The 15,961-nt window shown below is 68.8% G+C and carries 13 protein-coding genes; all 13 read left to right on the top strand.

What is annotated here, in order from left to right; translation table 11 throughout:
- The 13 genes from ACYVIO_RS34170 to ACYVIO_RS34110 all read left to right on the top strand — a co-directional run bounded on the left by ACYVIO_RS34170 (position 1) and on the right by ACYVIO_RS34110 (position 15,961).
- Positions 1–2,076 (top strand): ATP-binding protein, encoded by a 2,076-nt coding sequence (locus tag ACYVIO_RS34170; protein ID WP_460655468.1) that lies wholly within the window; start codon positions 1–3, stop codon positions 2,074–2,076.
- Positions 2,073–5,954, top strand: a complete 3,882-nt coding sequence (locus ACYVIO_RS34165) for a phage tail protein (protein WP_460655084.1) — start codon at positions 2,073–2,075, stop codon at positions 5,952–5,954. Before ACYVIO_RS34170 ends, ACYVIO_RS34165 begins: the two co-directional genes overlap by 4 nt.
- 27 nt (positions 5,955–5,981) lie before the next feature.
- Positions 5,982–6,755, top strand: a complete 774-nt coding sequence (locus ACYVIO_RS34160; protein ID WP_460655083.1) for an eCIS core domain-containing protein — start codon at positions 5,982–5,984, stop codon at positions 6,753–6,755.
- Between the two features lie 43 nt (positions 6,756–6,798).
- A complete protein-coding gene (locus ACYVIO_RS34155; protein ID WP_460655082.1) occupies positions 6,799–7,413 on the top strand; it encodes a hypothetical protein in 615 nt (204 codons plus the stop codon).
- Between the two features lie 153 nt (positions 7,414–7,566).
- Positions 7,567–9,120, top strand: a complete 1,554-nt coding sequence (locus tag ACYVIO_RS34150; protein ID WP_460655081.1) for a phage tail sheath family protein — start codon at positions 7,567–7,569, stop codon at positions 9,118–9,120.
- A gap of 29 nt (positions 9,121–9,149) precedes the next feature.
- Positions 9,150–9,593 (top strand): phage tail protein, encoded by a 444-nt coding sequence (locus tag ACYVIO_RS34145; protein WP_460655080.1) that lies wholly within the window; start codon positions 9,150–9,152, stop codon positions 9,591–9,593.
- Positions 9,593–10,045, top strand: coding sequence for a hypothetical protein (locus ACYVIO_RS34140; protein WP_460655079.1), 453 nt, complete (start codon positions 9,593–9,595; stop codon positions 10,043–10,045). Before ACYVIO_RS34145 ends, ACYVIO_RS34140 begins: the two co-directional genes overlap by 1 nt.
- Positions 10,042–10,200, top strand: a complete 159-nt coding sequence (locus tag ACYVIO_RS34135) for a DUF6760 family protein (RefSeq protein ID WP_460655078.1) — start codon at positions 10,042–10,044, stop codon at positions 10,198–10,200. The genes ACYVIO_RS34140 and ACYVIO_RS34135 overlap by 4 nt, the downstream gene beginning before the upstream one ends.
- A 5-nt stretch (positions 10,201–10,205) precedes the next feature.
- A complete protein-coding gene (locus ACYVIO_RS34130; RefSeq protein WP_460655077.1) occupies positions 10,206–12,716 on the top strand; it encodes a hypothetical protein in 2,511 nt (836 codons plus the stop codon).
- A 13-nt stretch (positions 12,717–12,729) separates the two neighbouring features.
- Positions 12,730–13,170, top strand: a complete 441-nt coding sequence (locus tag ACYVIO_RS34125; protein WP_460655076.1) for a phage tail protein — start codon at positions 12,730–12,732, stop codon at positions 13,168–13,170.
- The gene (locus tag ACYVIO_RS34120; protein WP_460655075.1) at positions 13,170–13,913 is read left to right on the top strand and encodes a CIS tube protein; all 744 of its coding nucleotides are present in this window, start codon (positions 13,170–13,172) and stop codon (positions 13,911–13,913) included. Before ACYVIO_RS34125 ends, ACYVIO_RS34120 begins: the two co-directional genes overlap by 1 nt.
- On the top strand, positions 13,913–15,664 hold the full coding sequence (locus ACYVIO_RS34115; protein ID WP_460655074.1) for a VgrG-related protein: 1,752 nt from the start codon (positions 13,913–13,915) through the stop codon (positions 15,662–15,664). Before ACYVIO_RS34120 ends, ACYVIO_RS34115 begins: the two co-directional genes overlap by 1 nt.
- A 15-nt stretch (positions 15,665–15,679) precedes the next feature.
- On the top strand, positions 15,680–15,961 hold the full coding sequence (locus ACYVIO_RS34110; protein ID WP_460655073.1) for a PAAR domain-containing protein: 282 nt from the start codon (positions 15,680–15,682) through the stop codon (positions 15,959–15,961).

Raw genomic sequence — 15,961 nt, 5'->3', positions numbered from 1 at the left:
GTGCACGGGTTGGACTATCTCTTGGCGCGGCTGGGGCTGGTCGAGGACCGGATCCGGGCGCTTGTTGCTGCGCGCCGGGCGGACGATCCGTCGATGGATGATCCGTTCCGCGGTTTGTACGTGAACGACGAGTTGGTTGACCGGCTGCTCAGCAGCGAGGCGGGTGCGGCGATTGCCGCGCTTCCGGCTGGTCGGGCACTGGCTGCGGATCAGGCCGGGGCGGCGTCCGCGCTGGAACGGTCGGCGGACGAATATGTTGCTGAGGGCAACGTGATTCGGTTGCGGCGGTTGGCATCGACTGCGGGGTTGTCCGAGCTGGACACCGAGCTGCTGGTGATCGCGTTGCTGCCTGATCTGGACAGCCGGTTTGAACGGCTCTACGGGTATCTCAACGACGACGTGACCCGGCGGCGGCCGAGCGTGGGGCTTGCGTTGGAGCTTGTTGGGGCCTCCTCGATGTCCTCGCTCGCTCGCGGCCGCTTGCTGCCGGGTGGGCCGCTGGTCGATCGCGGACTGCTGATCGTCGAGGATCCGGAGCGGCCGTTCCTGACTCGCGCGATCCGGGTGCCGGACCGGGTCGCCGCGCACCTGCTCGGGGACGATCTGCCCGATCACCGGCTGATGCCGATGCTCGCGGAGCTGACGGCGTACAAGACGGACGTGAGTGCGGATCTCGGCCGGAGCCTGGCGGCCGGCGTACGGCTGGTTCATCTGCGGGAGCACGAGGTGGGGACCGGGCAGTCGATCGCCGCGGCGGCGTTGGCGGCGGCGGGTCGGGGCGTGGTCGCGATCGACCTGACCTTGATGGCACGCGACCCGGACCCGCTCGGCCTCGCGGTGATCGCTGGGCGCGAGGCCTTGCTGCAGGACGCGGGACTCGTCGTGGGGCCAGTAGAGGCATTGGCCGAGGCGTCGCTGGAGTCATTGCACCGGCTGAGCCGGTGGGAGCTGCCGGTGCTCTTCGTCGGTACGACGACGTGGGACCCGCGGTGGAGTCCGGAGACGCCGTTGACGGTAGACGCGCCCGTGCTCGGCGCGCACGACCGGATCGAGCTCTGGCGCGAACACCTGCGCGAATCGGAGCTCGACCCCGAGATCCTCGCGTCGCATCTCGCGCTCGGGCCGGGACAGGTGCGGAACGTCTTCAAGACCGCGGCCGCGTCAGCACTCCTGGCGGGTACGACGATCACCGCCGACGACCTGCGTCGCGGCGTACGGGCTCAGAACGCGGCCGGACTCGAGCGGCTAGCGCGAAGGATCGAGCCGGAGGTCGGCTGGGACGACCTGGTTCTTGCTCCCGCCGTACGGCGTGCACTCCAAGGCCTCGCGGCTCGGGCTCGGCACCGCGACACGGTGCTGACGGACTGGCGAATGCGGCGCGGCGGTGGACGCGGCCGTGGGGTCACGGCCTTGTTCGCCGGCGACTCAGGGACCGGCAAGACGATGTCGGCCGAGGTGATCGCGACGGAGCTCGGGCTCGACCTGTACACGGTCAACCTGGCGACGGTCGTGGACAAGTACGTCGGGGAGACCGAGAAGAACCTGGAGCGGATCTTCAGCGAGGCCGGCGGGGTGAACGCCGTGCTGTTCTTCGACGAGGCCGACGCGATCTTCGGCAAGCGCAGCGACGTCCGCGACGCGCACGACCGGTACGCCAACATCGAGAGCGCCTACCTGCTGCAGCGGCTGGAGAGCTTCGACGGGCTCGCGATCCTGGCGACCAACCTGCGGTCCAACATCGACGACGCGTTCACGCGCCGGCTGGACGCGATCATCGATTTCCCCGCGCCGACGCCCGACCTGCGGCTGCGGCTCTGGCAGCAGTGCCTGGCGCCGCCGTTGCCGCTCGGGGACGACCTCGAGCTGGAGTTCTGCGCGGAGTCGTTCGAGCTTGCCGGGGGCAACATTCGGTCGGCCTCGGTGAGCGCGGCCTACCTGGCCGCTGAGTCAGGGCAGCCAGTGCGGATGGTCGACCTGATCACGGCGGTCGGGCAGGAGTACCGCAAGCTCGGCCGGCTCGTGCTGGAACGCGAGTTCGGCCGGTACTACGCGATGCTGGACGGGCCGACGCCGTGAGCGACCGTCCCGCGGCGAAGGTCTCCGAAGCCCTGGTCGAGGGCAAGCGGCGTACGACGCCTGACCGCCCGTCCGGCGATGCAGTCCCGCCGGGGCTGCTGGCGTTGCAGCGGAAGGCGGGTAACGCGGCGGTGAGCGCGTTGATGGCGGCGAAGCTGACCTCGCCGGGCGGTGATGCGGCCGGTGACATCGACGCGGCGCTGGTGGAGATCCGGAACGACGAACCCGCGGTTGACACGGTCGAGAAGGGGCTGAAGGCGGCCAAGGCGGCCGGCATACCGGTGGATCTCGAAGGCGTCAGGCCGCCGGCGTCGGCGCTGGCAGTGACGAAGACCGGGTTCGGGCCGGGGGCGGTCGCGCCGAAGAAGCCAGTGCCGCCGACGAAGCCCGTACCGGCGGTGAGTCCGTTGGGGAAGGCTGCGGCGAAACCGGCCAAGGCGAGTGGGAAGGGCAAGGGATCGAGCGGCGGCGCGCCTGCGGGCGGCGGGGGTGGTGGCGGCGCTGCGCCGGCGATGGCGCCGTTGTCGGGCGCGCAACTGCTGGAGCCACCGGCGCCGCCTACCGGCGTACGAGCTGAGCAGGATCCGGCGTTCACCGGCGTGACCGGGAACGTGAAGGGCTTCGCCAAGGCCAAGCGGGCGCACCCGCCGGCGGCGTCGAAGGCCAAGGAGGCGCAGGACGCCGCGCTGGCGCCGACCGACGATCTCAGCGGTCAGGCCAAGGCGGCGAAGGCCGACACGATGGACGCCCAGCAGGCCGGGACGTTCGACAAGAAGGCGTTCATCGCGTCGGTGAAGACCGCGATCGAGGCGAAGTCGCCGAAGACGCTCGAGGAGGCCGACGAGTACAAGGAGTCGGGCAAGGCGGGCGAGGTCAAGGGCGAGCTGAAGGGCATGGTCGGCCAGGGCAAGGAGGGCCAGGCCAAGGACATCGAGACCGCGACGGCCGCGCCGCCGGACACGTCGAAGGGCGTCGCGAAACCGGTCACGCCGCTGGAGACCGAGGAACCCGGTCAGGCGGCCGCGATCCCGGCGGGTGGTGCCGCTCCGAAGGTCGCGCCGCCCGAGCAGACCAACCTGGAGGCGGGCAAGCACGAGGCCAGCAGCGAGATGGCCGAGGCCGAGGTCACCGATCAGCAGTTGGCGCAGTCGAACGAGCCGCAGTTCCAGGGCGCGCTCGCCGACAAGCAGACCGCCGCGGCGCACGCCGACACCGCACCGGCCGCGTTCCGGGCGCAGGAGCAGCAGGTCATCGAGCAGAACAAGACCGAGGCCGGCGCGGAGACCAAGACCGGGGTCGCCGGGCTGCAGGGCTCGAAGGCGGCGGCCCTGGCGAAGCTCGTGGCCGACAAGGGCAAGGCGAAGTCGAAGGACGAGCTGAAACGCGCCGAGGTCACCACGACGATCCAGAACCTCTTCACCGCGGCCGAGGCCGACGTGAAGGTGATCCTGGACGGGATCGACCCGAAGGTCGACGCCGAGTTCGAGCAGGGCGAGCTGAAGGCGCGGAACGCGTTCGAGGGGTACGTCGCCGCCAAGATGTCGGCGTTCAAGAAGGACCGGTACGGCGGGTGGCTGGGCGGCTTCCGCTGGGCCAAGGACAAGCTGGTCGGGATGCCGGACAAGGTCAACGAGTTCTACGACGCCGGCCGCGAGATGTACCTCAAGCAGATGGACGGTGTGATCTCGCGGGTGGCCGACATCGTCGGCGGGGACCTGACCGCGGCCAAGGCGCGGATCGCCAAGGGGCGCAGCGACATCGCGGCGTACGTGAAGAGCCTGCCGAAGGACCTGCAGAAGATCGGGTCGGAGGCCTCGAGCGAGATCGGCGACAAGTTCGAGCAGCTGGAGAGCGACGTCGACTCCAAGCAGGACGCGCTGGTCGAGTCGCTCGCGAGCAAGTACACCGAGGCGCGCAAGGGCCTCGACGAACGGATCGAGGAGCTGCAGGCCGAGAACAAGGGGCTGGTCGACAAGGCGATCGGCGCGATCAAGGCGGTCATCAACACGATCCGCGAGCTGGTCGGGATGCTGAAGAACGTGCTCGCCAGGGTCGCGGGCGTGGTCGGCGACATCGTGAAGAACCCGGTCGGATTCCTGTCGAACCTGATCGACGGGGTCAAGGGTGGCATCCTCAAGTTCAAGGACAACATCGTCGACCACCTGCGCAAGGGGTTGATGAGCTGGCTGTTCGGGGCCCTGGCCGAGGGCGGGGTGCAGTTGCCGGACAAGTTCGACGTACGGGGGATTCTGCAGCTGCTGCTGTCGCTGTTCGGGCTGACGTGGGCGAACATCCGCAACCGGCTGGTCAAGCAGGTCGGCGAACCGGCGATGACGGCGATGGAGAAGGGCGTCGAGATCTTCCAGAAGCTCCGCAGCGAAGGGATCGCGGGGCTGTGGCAGATGCTGATGGAGAAGCTCGGCGACATCAAGGAGATGATCCTCGAGCAGGTCAAGGACTTCGTCATCACCAAGATCATCACTGCCGGCATCACGTGGCTGATCGGGCTGCTCAATCCCGCTGCCGCGTTCATCAAGGCCTGCAAGCTGATCTACGACGTGGTGATGTTCTTCGTCAACAACGGCAGCCGGATCCTGAAGTTCGTCAACACCGTGATCGACTCGGTCGCCGACATCGTCAAGGGCAACGTCGGCGGCGTGGTCAACAAGATCAACGACGTCCTGGGCCAGATGGTCCCGATCATCATCGGCTTCCTGGCCAGCGTGATCGGCCTCGGCGGTATCGGGCAGAAGATCCGGGAGATCGTCGAGAAACTCCAGAAGCCGGTAAACAAGGCTTTGGACTTCGTCATCAAGACCGGCCTGAAGCTGGCGGGGCCGGTGATCCGGGGCCTCAAGTCCATCGGCGGCAAGGCCAAGGCGAAGATCGCCGCAGGCAAGGCCTGGGTCAAGGGCAAGGTCGAGAAAGGCAAGGAATGGGCCAAGGGCAAGGTGACCGCGGCCAAGGATCGGATCACGGGCGGTGACGTCAAGACAGCGGTGAAGGACGCCACAGGGTTACTGAAGGCACCGAAGGCGACCGTCGCGTCCGTGCGGAGCGGCCTGGCCGGTCTGCGGCAGCGGCACGGGTTGCGGTCGGCCGACGTCGTGCCGGGGGGAACACCCGGAACGTTCCACATCCACGTTCAGCGCGAGGATGCCGACACTCCCACCGTGCCGCTGGAGGAATCTGCTGATGCCGAGCACGCCGCCACGCTGTGGGAAGAAGTGTCCGAACAGACCAGTCAGGACGCGATGGCAGGCTTCCAGAACTGGCGTCAGCCGCGCCGCGGTGAGGCAGTCGGTCAGACTCGCGCGGTGCCGATCCGGCTGAGCGAGATCTCGGTCCGGCGGATCCGGTCGTCGGGTGATCGGTGGATCGCGGCCGCGCCAGGGGTGACCGCTGTTCAACGGCGGACCGCTGGAGAGCGGTTCCACCGGTTGGTCGACGCGGCCGTCGCGACCCGGGAGGAAGTGACGTTGTACCGCCGGCTGAGGGAAGCCGCGTCGGCGATTCAGACCCTGTACGGCGGCCGCGACGTGTTCTCGCTCGACGTCGAGCACCTCGACGAGGTTGGTCAGAACCGCGACCTGTACCCGCGGACGTCGATCTCGCGGCGGTTCGCCCGGATCGCCAACGCCGTCCGAGACGGTGGCGCGGCGGGATCCGTCGAGCGGCAGATCGTCGAGCGAGCTCGCAACGCCGCCGAAGCTCGCCAGATCGCGCGGCTCTACGCCGAGCAGCAGATCGAGATGGAACTGGGCGACACCGTCCGGTCGACCGGCGGGCACGAGGAGCCGGTCGATCTCGACCTGGAGATCATCGACACCGACGTCCACGTCCAGATCACCGCCCGGCGAGCGGCCGGCCGGAGGTAGCAGTCACCGAGGTGGAAGGAGAACGTCATGCGGGAGCACGGGTTTGATGCTGAGGAGGCCGCGCTGCGGCCCAAGGGTGGGCGGGTTGAGGAGCAGGTGAGTGATCAGGTGGGGAAGGCTGGGGCTGAGGGGCGGACCGACGTACTGGGTGGGGCGGGGATGCTCGGGTTGCAGCGGGCTGTGGGGAACAGCGGGGTGACGGCGATGGTGGAGGAGGAGAAGTCGCCGGTGCATGGGGTGATCTCGTCGGGTGGGCGGGCATTGGAGCCTGAGGTTCGCGGCGAGATGGAGGGGCGTCTTGGGCATGACTTCTCGGATGTTCGGGTGCATGACGACTCCGCCGCCCATGACTCGGCGAAGGCGGTGAACGCGCATGCGTACACCGTGGGGAGCAACGTGGTGTTCCAGCGGGACAAGTACGACCCGGGGTCGGATGCGGGGAAGACGATGCTGGCGCACGAGCTGACGCATGTGGTGCAGCAGCGGAGTGGGCCGGTGGAGGGGACTTCGGCGCCGGGTGGGATCAAGGTGAGTGATCCGTCGGATCGGTTTGAGCGGGAGGCTTCGGCTAATGCCGAGAGGGTGATGGCTGGGCCAGCGCCGGCGGTTGTTGCGCCGGGAGTGCAGCGGGTGGCTGCGGGGGATGCGGACGTGCAGCGGCATGAGGAGGACGAGGCTGGGGTTCAGCGGGCTGAGGTCGGGGACGCGGAGGTTCAGCGGGAGGAGGAGGAGAAGGAGGAAGAGGTGCAGGGAGCGTTCGTGCAGCGGGAGGAGGAAGAGGCTCAGGAGGAGGAGAGCTGAGGTTGGGATAGACAGCAGCGTCGCGAGCGGGTGCACTGGGGGTGTGCAGGCTCGGGTTCGGAAGGCCGTCGGGCGGAAGGTGCCGCCGGGGGCTGCTGTGCGTGCGGCTGTTGGTACGCCGTACGAGCAGGTGCTGGCTTTGCAGCAGACGGCTGGCAACCGGGCAGTGTCCGTCGCGCTGCTGGGTGGGCCGGTGAGTGTGAGCCTGCACGGGGAGACCAAGGGGAACTACGACGGCGGCAAGAGCGTCGTGGGGAAACCGAAGGTCGTGCGGGCGAAGGACTGTGACTGCTCGGACGAGGAGCCTTGTCTGAAGGCGACCGGGACGCTCGCGGTGACGTACCACGTGGACGTGGACATCCGGATGCCTGGCATGCCCGACGGGTTGAGTGCGTGCCAGCAACGGCGGGTGCGGGTATTCCTGCGGGACGTGCTCGGGCCGCACGAGCAGGATCACGCGCGGCGGTTGCGCACGTACAACGGGACGACGCGGCGGCCGTACTCGATCACGGGCTGTGGGAAGGCCGGCCTGGAGAGCGAGATGTCGAGCAAGCTGCAGGAGATGCACGACACCGAGGCGACCGCGCGCGCCGACGCCGCGGACGCCGACTCGGCCTCGATCGATCCCTTCGTGCGGCCGATCGACCTCGACTGCTGACACCGGGCTGACGTCGTACGGCGTCCTGCCCTGCCGGCTCGGCCGGCTTCCCGTTCGGGCACTCGAGAGTGCCCTGGTCTGCGTCCACATGGTCGCCCGGGTCGCCGCGCCCCGGCCGCAGGCTGGAGCAAATCCTGATCGAGGAGGGGCAGCATGCCGACGTACCTGTCACCAGGTGTGTACGTGGAGGAAGTCGAATCGGGCGCCCGCCCGCTCGAAGGCGTCGGTACGGCGGTGGCCGCGTTCGTCGGGCTCGCCGAGGACGGCCCCTTCAACACCGCGACGTTGATCAGCAACTGGACCGCGTTCACGGACACCTTCGGGGGATTCGTCCCCGGGTCGTACCTGGCGCAGTCCGTCTACGGGTACTTCCTGAACGGCGGCGGCAACTGCTACGTCGTACGAATCGGTGGAGGTGCCGACGCCAGCGACGGCAAGACGGCGCGTGGCCGCAAGGAGCTGCCCGCCGGGCCGCAGGCGATGCTCGGCCGGTTCCGGGTGGTCGCGCTCGACGCGGCGCAGGCGCCGGGCGAGGTGAGTGTCGAGATCACCGAGGCCGGCGGGGACAATCCGTCCGAGGACATGTTCCGGATCGTCGTGAAGCAGAACGGCACCCAGGTCGAGGAGTTCGACCGGCTGACCGTGTCGCGCGGCAAGACGAACGTCGCCACCGTGGTGAACGCGAACTCGAAGCTGGTCAAGGTCGAGGAGATCACCGGCGCCGCGCTGGACAAGCCGGCGCTCGGCGAGGTCGCGCTGAACGCGCCGCCGCCGGCGCCCGCCGTACCGTCGCCTCGGTTGAGTGCCGAGGACTACGTCGGTGACGTCTCCGACCGGACCGGGCTGGGTGGGCTGGAGGCGGTCGACGAGATCACGATGCTCTGCGTGCCGGACCTGATGAGCGCGTACCAGCAGGGCGCGATCGACCTGGAGACCGTCCAGGCGGTCCAGCTCGCGATGCTCGGGCACTGCGAGCTGATGGGCGACCGGATCGCGATCCTCGACGCGCCGCCCGGGCTCAACGCCCAGCAGGTGAAGGAGTGGCTGGTCGACAAGGCCGGCTACGACTCGGCGTTCGGCGCGCTCTACTACCCGTGGATCAAGACCGCCGACCCGGGCACCGGGCAGCTCGGCTTCATGCCGCCGTGTGGGCACATGGCCGGGATCTGGGGCCGCAACGACGACACCCGCGGCGTGCACAAGGCGCCCGCGAACGAGGTCATCCGGGGCGCGGTCAGCCTCGAGGTCCAGATCACCAAGGCCGAGCACGACCTGCTCAACCCGGTCGGCATCAACGTCCTGCGGACCTTCCCGGGCCGTGGTAACCGGGTGTGGGGCGCGCGGACGCTGTCGTCCGATCCGGCCTGGCGGTACCTCAACGTGCGGCGGCTGTTCAACTACCTGGAGGAGTCGATCCTCAGCGGGACGAACTGGGTCGTCTTCGAGCCGAACGACGAAGCGCTGTGGGCGCGCGTACGGCGTACGATCTCCGCCTTCCTGGTGAACGAGTGGCGCAACGGCGCCCTGTTCGGCCAGACGCCGGACGACGCGTTCTTCGTCAAGTGCGACGCCGAGACCAACCCGTCCGAAGGCATCGACGCCGGCCAGGTGGTCTGCGAGATCGGGGTCGCGCCGGTCAAGCCGGCCGAGTTCGTGGTCTTCCGGCTGTCGCAGTTCTCCGGCGGTACCAGCCTGGTCAGCGAGTGACCCTCATTACGCGAGAAAGGTAACCAGTCATGGCGCTTCCGGACATGGACTCCGGTGTCGGTCACTCCTTCGGGCTGGAGTTCGACGGCATCCAGATCAAGAGCATCACCGAGATCAGCGGCCTGAAGATGGAGCAGGACGTGATCGAGCTCAAGGAGAACGGTGCCGACGGCAAGTACGTGATCAAGAAGCTGCCCGGTCGCTGGAAGGCGCCGGAGATCACGCTGACCCGCGGGCTGTCGGGCGACACCAGTTTCGACAAGTGGATCAAGGACTCGCAGTTCGGCAAGATGGGCGCGGTCCGCAAGGGCGGGGCGATCATCGTGTACGACTACGAAGGCGCACCGCTGAAGCGGTACAAGCTGACCAACGCGTGGCCGAAGAGCCTCGAGATCGGCACCATGAAGGCCGGCGACACCTCGGTGATGACCGAGAAGCTGGTCGTCACCTGTGAACGGCTCGAGGTGGAGTGATGCGCCGTACGGCGTCCGCGGCGCTCGACGCTCCCGTGGTTGGTTCTGCGGCTGAAGCTGTTGTGGCGCCGGTGCAGGAGACGTTGCGGACGGAGTTTCCGTTCGTGCTGCCGCGGGGGTACGTCGACGGGTCGGGGGTTGTGCATCGCGACGGGGTGATGCGGCTGGCGACTGCTCGGGACGAGCTGGTGCCGCTGCGGGACGACCGGGTGCGTGAGAACCCGGCGTACTTGACGGTGGTGCTGCTTGGGCGCGTTGTCACGCGGCTCGGGAGTGTGACCGGGATTCATGCCGGAGTTATTGAGGATCTGTTCGCTGCTGACTTGGCGTTTCTGCAGGATCTCTACCGGCGGGTGAATCAGGAAGGGCACACTCGGGCCGGGGTGGACTGCCCGGAGTGCGGGCACGCGTTCGCCGTTGATCTGGCGGGTGGGCGCCTGGGGGAATCGTGACGTACGCGCCTGATCAGCTGTACTCCGAGGTCGCGTACGTCGCCTACCACTTCCACTGGTCGCGGGACGAGATTCTAGATCTCGAGCACCCCGAGCGGCGGCGGTTCGTCGAGGAGATCGGGCAGCTGAACACGCGCGTCCAGCCGGGGAGGTGAACGGTATGCGGTGGCCTTTCCGGTGGTCTGGTGGTGGTTCTTCGTCGGCGTCTGGTGCTGGCGGGGAGGCGGGGACGTCGGCGGCTGGTGCCGGCGGCAACGCTGGTATGGCGGCTGGTGTCGGCGGGGAGGTTGATACGGCGGCGGGTGGTGTCGGCGGTGAGGCGGGTGCGTCGGCGGGTGCGTCGGCGGGTGGTGCTTCCGCGGTTGCCGGTGGGTCGGCGGTTGGCGGTGATGGTGGTGGTTCGTGGGCGGCGTGGGCTGATCTGCCGCCGTTGCAGCGGTCGGTGGGTGATATCCAGCCTGTCGCGCCGGTGAGTTCGTTCCGGGAGTCGTTGGCGGCGCATCAGGATCCGCGGTTCCTGGCGCCGCTCGGGCATGCGCTGGATGTGGAGGCGCCTGGGGGAGAGATCGGTGGGTATGCGACGCCGGTCTCCGGTGAGAAGGTGAGTTTTCCGTCGGGGTTCTCGGGTGCGGCGGTGCAGCGTGCTGTCGAAGGGGAGTCGGTGGGGCAGAAGGTGCCGCCGGTTGAGCGGACGTACTCGTTGCCGGTGGCAAGTGGTTTGGGTGCTGCGGAGTTGCCGGCGGTGGAGGTGCGGCCGGTGCCGGTGAGTGCGGGGGTGGTGGTGCAGACGTTGGTGGAGGCGCCGGAGGTGTCGGTGCGGCAGGTGTCGGATATGGCTACCGGGTCGCTCGCACCACATGTGCCGCTGGTGTCGGGTGTGGGGAGTGGGGCGGAGGTGCCGACGGTTTCGCGGGTGGTGGATGTGCCGGAGGTTTCGGTGCAGCAAGTGTCGGAGATGGCCACCGGGTCCCGCGCACCACATGTACCGCTCGTGCCGGGTGGGGCGACCGCGGCGGAGGTGCCCTCGGTGTCGCGGGTGGTGAGCGGGACGGAGGTGCCGACCGTGTCGCGGGTGGTGAGTGACTCGGAGGTGCCGACCGTGTCGCGGGTGGTGAGCGGGTCGGAGGGGCTCCCGGAGTCGCCGGTGAGTGCGTCGGAGGTGTCGGTGCGGCAAGTGCCGGAGATGGCTACCGGGTCGCGCGCACTACATGTGCCGCTCGTGTCGGGTGGGGCGAGCATGGCTGAGGTGCCCACGGTGTCGCGGGTGGTGAGCGGCTCGGAGGTGGCCACGGTGTCGCGCGTGGTGAGTGGCTCGGGAGTGCCCACTGTGTCGCCGGTGGTGGGGGCGATGGATGTGTCGATGGTGCAGCGAGTGCCTGAGGTGCACACCGGGGCGCCCGCACCACAGGTGCCGCTCGTGTCGGGTGAGGTCGCGTCGGAGGGGTCCGTGGTGTCGCGGACGGTGGCCCCGGCGACGGGCATGCCGGAGGCGCCCAGTTCGTCGCCCGCACCGCAGGTGCCTGTCGTGTCGCGGGTGGTGAGCGCGCCCAGGGTGTCGCCGGGTGTGCCGACTGCGCCGCAGGTGCACATGGGGTCGCGTGGACCGCAGGTGCCGTCCGCGCCGCAGGTGCCCACGGTGTCGCGTGTACTGCAGGTGCCGTCCGTGCCGTCCGTGCCGTCCGTGCCGCAGGTTCCGACGTTGATGCGGCTGCCTGCTGTGTCGGAGGTGCCGGCTGGCCCGCAGGTGCAGTCGGCGGGGCGCGGGCAGGGCGCACACGTGCAGCGGGAGGTGGAGGGTGGAGCGCACGCGCAGTGGGGGATGGAGGGCGCAGCGCACGTACAGCGGGAGGTGGAGGGCGTTGGCCTGGCAGGTGCGGAGGTTGTGATGCCGCAGGGGTTTGCCTCGCGGTCGTCGGCGGCGGCTCTGCCTGTGGTGTCTCGTTCGGTGCAGGTGGGGCGTGAGCACACCTTGGATGGGCATGGGCAGCAGGACGTGCCGTTGGTGGGGTACTCGGAGCCGATTGGGCGTTCGCCGTTTGTGGCTGCGCTGGGTGGGTTGGAGGCGGGACCTGCTGTTCAGCGGATGGTTGAGGCTGGGCCGGTGGTGGGGCGCGTTGTTGAGCATCAGGTTGCGGGCCGGCCTGTGGAGGTTCAGCGGGCTGGGTTGTTGTGGCCGCCGCCGGTGGGCGTTCAGCGGCAGAGTGCGCCGCTTTCGGGGGCGGTGGAGTTGGTGCAGCGGGCAACTAGCGAGGAGAGCGAACCGACGCCGGCGGTTCAGCGGGTGGTGCATGGGCATCCGGCGCTGGGAGCGCCGGTGATGCCGCAGCCCGCTCGGGAGGCGTCGCCTGCGGGCGCCGTACAGGCTCGTGCTGAGGGGGAGGCGTTGTCCTGGACCTTGGAGGACAGCTTTCAGCCGGCTGAGGCTGTGCGGTCCGTGCCGTTGCAGCGGATGTTCAGTGAGGAAGTTGTGCAGACGGCTGAGGAAACACCCGCGGCGGCAGCAGCACCACCGGCAGCGGCGGCGGCTCCGGGTGAAGCCAAGAAGGCGACCGTGAGTGCGGCCGAGATCGAGGAACTGGCGAAGCGGCTGTACGAGCCGTTGACCGCGAAGCTCAAGGCTGAGCTGTGGCTGGATCGCGAGCGTGCGGGACGGGTGTCCGACCGATGGTAGGGGGAGTGGCGGGATGAATCCGCAGTATCCGGAACCGGCCGTGACCGTGTGCTTCGGGGTGACGATCGACGACAAGCGGCTCGGCGCGTTCAACAGTTGTGAGGGGCTGGGGCTCGAGGTCGTGCTGGAGCAGCGTGAGGAGGGCGGGCAGAACGGGTTCGTCTGGCAGCTGCCGACGCGGATCAAGTACAGCAACATCAAGCTGACCCGCCCGCTGTGCCAGGACACCACCGAGGTGATGGCCTGGCTCGCGAGCATGACCTCCGGCGTAAAGCCCGCGACCGGGAGCATCACGGCGATGACGGCGGGACTGCAGAAGGTCGCCATGTGGCGGCTGGCCGGGGTGATCCCGGTCAAGTGGTCCGGCCCGGGGCTCAACCTCGACTCGCCGAAGGTCGCGATGGAGACCCTCGAGATCGCCCATCACGGGTTCACCGCGGAGAAGGTGGGCTGATGACCGACCCGATCGCGCTGAAGGCGTCCGGCGGTGGTGGCGGTGCGGCGCCGGCCGAGGAGAAGAAGTCGCTGCAGAAGGCGAAGCTGAAGCTGTTCGACCCGACTAAGGAAGGCTCGCAGGGCCAGGACCGCGGCGAGATCCCGTTCCAGTTCAACCCGAAGGAGGTGACGATCCAGAAGTCGGCCAAGTGGGAGCGCAAGCCCGCGAAGAAGGCGAAGTCGGCCGGTCCGCCGGAGTTCAGCGGCGCGGAGCCGTGCAAGCTGACCGTGGAGATGTTTTTCGATGCCTCCGGCAACCAGGACAACAGCGTCGTCACCGCCGTCGAGAAGCTGTTCAGCTGCTGCGTGCCGACCGAGGAGAGCCGCGGCAAGGACAAGCCGACGCCGCCGCTGGTGATGCTGCAGTGGGGCAAGATCGCCAGCTTCCCGGCGTTCGTCACGTCGGTCAGCGTCAAGTACACGCTGTTCAGTGCCGACGGCGTCCCGATCCGCGCGGTCTGCAGCGTCGCGATGGAGGAGATGCCGAACGAGCCGTGGCGGCAGAACCCGACCTCCGGCGGTCAGTCCGTACGCCGTTCGCACCGCATGATCGACGGTGACAGCCTCGCGTCCCTGGCCTACACCGAGTACGGCGACCCCGGCATGTGGCGCACGATCGCCCGCTACAACGGGATCGACGACCCGATGCGCCTGCCGAGCGGCTCGGTGGTCGTGTTCCCCGCGGCCGAGGAGCTGGTCTGATGTCGATCACCAACAGCTGCCTGATCGAGATCAACGGGTCGCCGCTGCCGGCCGACATCGTCAACCTGCTGAGCACCGTGTACGTCGACGACAGCCAGCGCCTGCCGGACCTGTTCGAGATCAGGTTCCGCGACGGCGACCACGTCGTACTGGCGAAGACCGGCGCGAAGATCGGTGCCCCGGTGCGGATCTCGGTGCTGACCAGTACGAGCCAGACCGCCGCGCTGCTGATGGCCGGCGAGATCACCGCGCTGGAGGCCGAGTTCGACACCGGTGGATCGTTCACGGTGATCCGAGGCTACGACCCCGCGCATCGATTGTTCCGGGGACGCGGGACCGGCAGCTACCTGCAGATGACGGCGTCGGACATCGCGCAGAAGGTCTCGCAGCGGGCCGGGTTCAGCAACGGCACGATCGCGTCGACGACGACCGTGTACGAGCACGTGTCGCAGGCCGGGACGAGCGACTGGGAGCTGCTGGACGCACTGGCGGCCGAGGCCGGGTACGAGGTCTCGGTCCGCGACGGCAAGTTCAACTTCGGTCCGCCCGCGACGGCAGCCGGTGCGCCGAGCAACGAACAGAACCCGCTCGTGCTCAAGCTCGGCACGGACCTGCTCAGGTTCCGCGCGGTTCTCACCTCGGCGGGTCAGGTGAAGGAGGTCGAGGTCCGCGGCTGGGACACGTCGACTAAGCAGGCGCTCACGACCAGGCGCCCGTCCAAGACCAGGAGCGCCGAGCTGCCGCAGGCGAGTCCGGCCGACTTCGCGCACGCCTTCGGCGACAAGGTGTACGTCGCGACCGACGTACCGCATCGCACGCAGTCGGAGGTCGACGCCGCCGCGGCCGCGATCGCTGAGGAGCTGGCCGGCGCGTTCGCCGAGTTCACCGGTGTTGCCCAGGGCAACCCGGCGCTGAAGGCCGGAGCGGCGATCACTGTCGACGGTCTCGGTACGCCGTTCGACGGCAAGTACACGGTGACCACGACCAGGCATCGGATCGATCCGACGACGGGCTACACGACGTCGTTCGCCGTCACCGGCGCGCACGACCGCAGCCTGCTCGGACTGACCGGCTCGGCGGCAGCGCAGCGGGCGCAGACGGGGGTCGTGATCGGTCAGGTCAGCGACAACAACGACCCCGAGAAGCTCGGCCGCGTGAAGGTGACGCTGCCGTGGCTGTCGGACGACTATGTGAGCGCCTGGGCCCGAACCGTGCACGCGGGCGCGGGGAAGGATCGTGGCGCGTTGATCATCCCCGAGGTCGGTGACGAGGTGCTGGTCGTGTTCGAGCAGGGCGACCTGCGCCGGCCGTACGTGCTCGGCGGGCTCTACAACGGCGTCGACGTACCGGATGCCAAGGGCATCGACCCGATCGACTCCGGGTCGGGCGCGGTGAACCGCCGGTCGATCGTGTCGCGGAACGGCCACCGGATCGACCTGCTCGACCAGGACGGCCGCAAGGAAGGCATCACGCTGGAGACCGGTGACGGCAAGCTCAGCGTCTCGGTCGACGCGACCAGTACGACGATCACCGTGCACGCCGACGGGACCGTGAAGATCGAGGGCAGCAAGGGCGTCGTGATCGACGCCGCCGCGGCCAAGCTCGAGCTCAAGGGTGGCGAGGTCTCGGTCACCGCCACCGGCAACCTGCAGCTCAAGGGCGCCAACACGACCCTCGAAGGCAGCGCGAACACCGAGGTCAAGGGCGGCGCCCTGTGCTCGGTGTCGGCCGCCCTGGTCAAGATCAACTGAGTCAAGGAGACGGCCATGCCCGCAGCAGCCAGGGTCGGCGACCCGACCGGACATCCGGGAGTGATCGCACCTCCCGGCGTACCGACCGTACTGATCGCCGGGTTGCCCGCGGCAACAGTCGGTACGCCGCACATCTGCTCGTTCCCGCCACCGGCCGTGCACCCGCCGACCGTGATCGCGCCACCAGGTTGCCCGACCGTGCTGATCGGCGGCATGCCCGCCGCGCGGATGGGCGACCTCGCGGCCTGCGGCGCGCCGATCGTCCTGGGCGCCCCGACGGTACTGATCGGAGGATGA

The organism is Kribbella endophytica (assembly GCF_054781295.1).
This window is presented reverse-complemented; position numbering and strand designations above follow the sequence as displayed.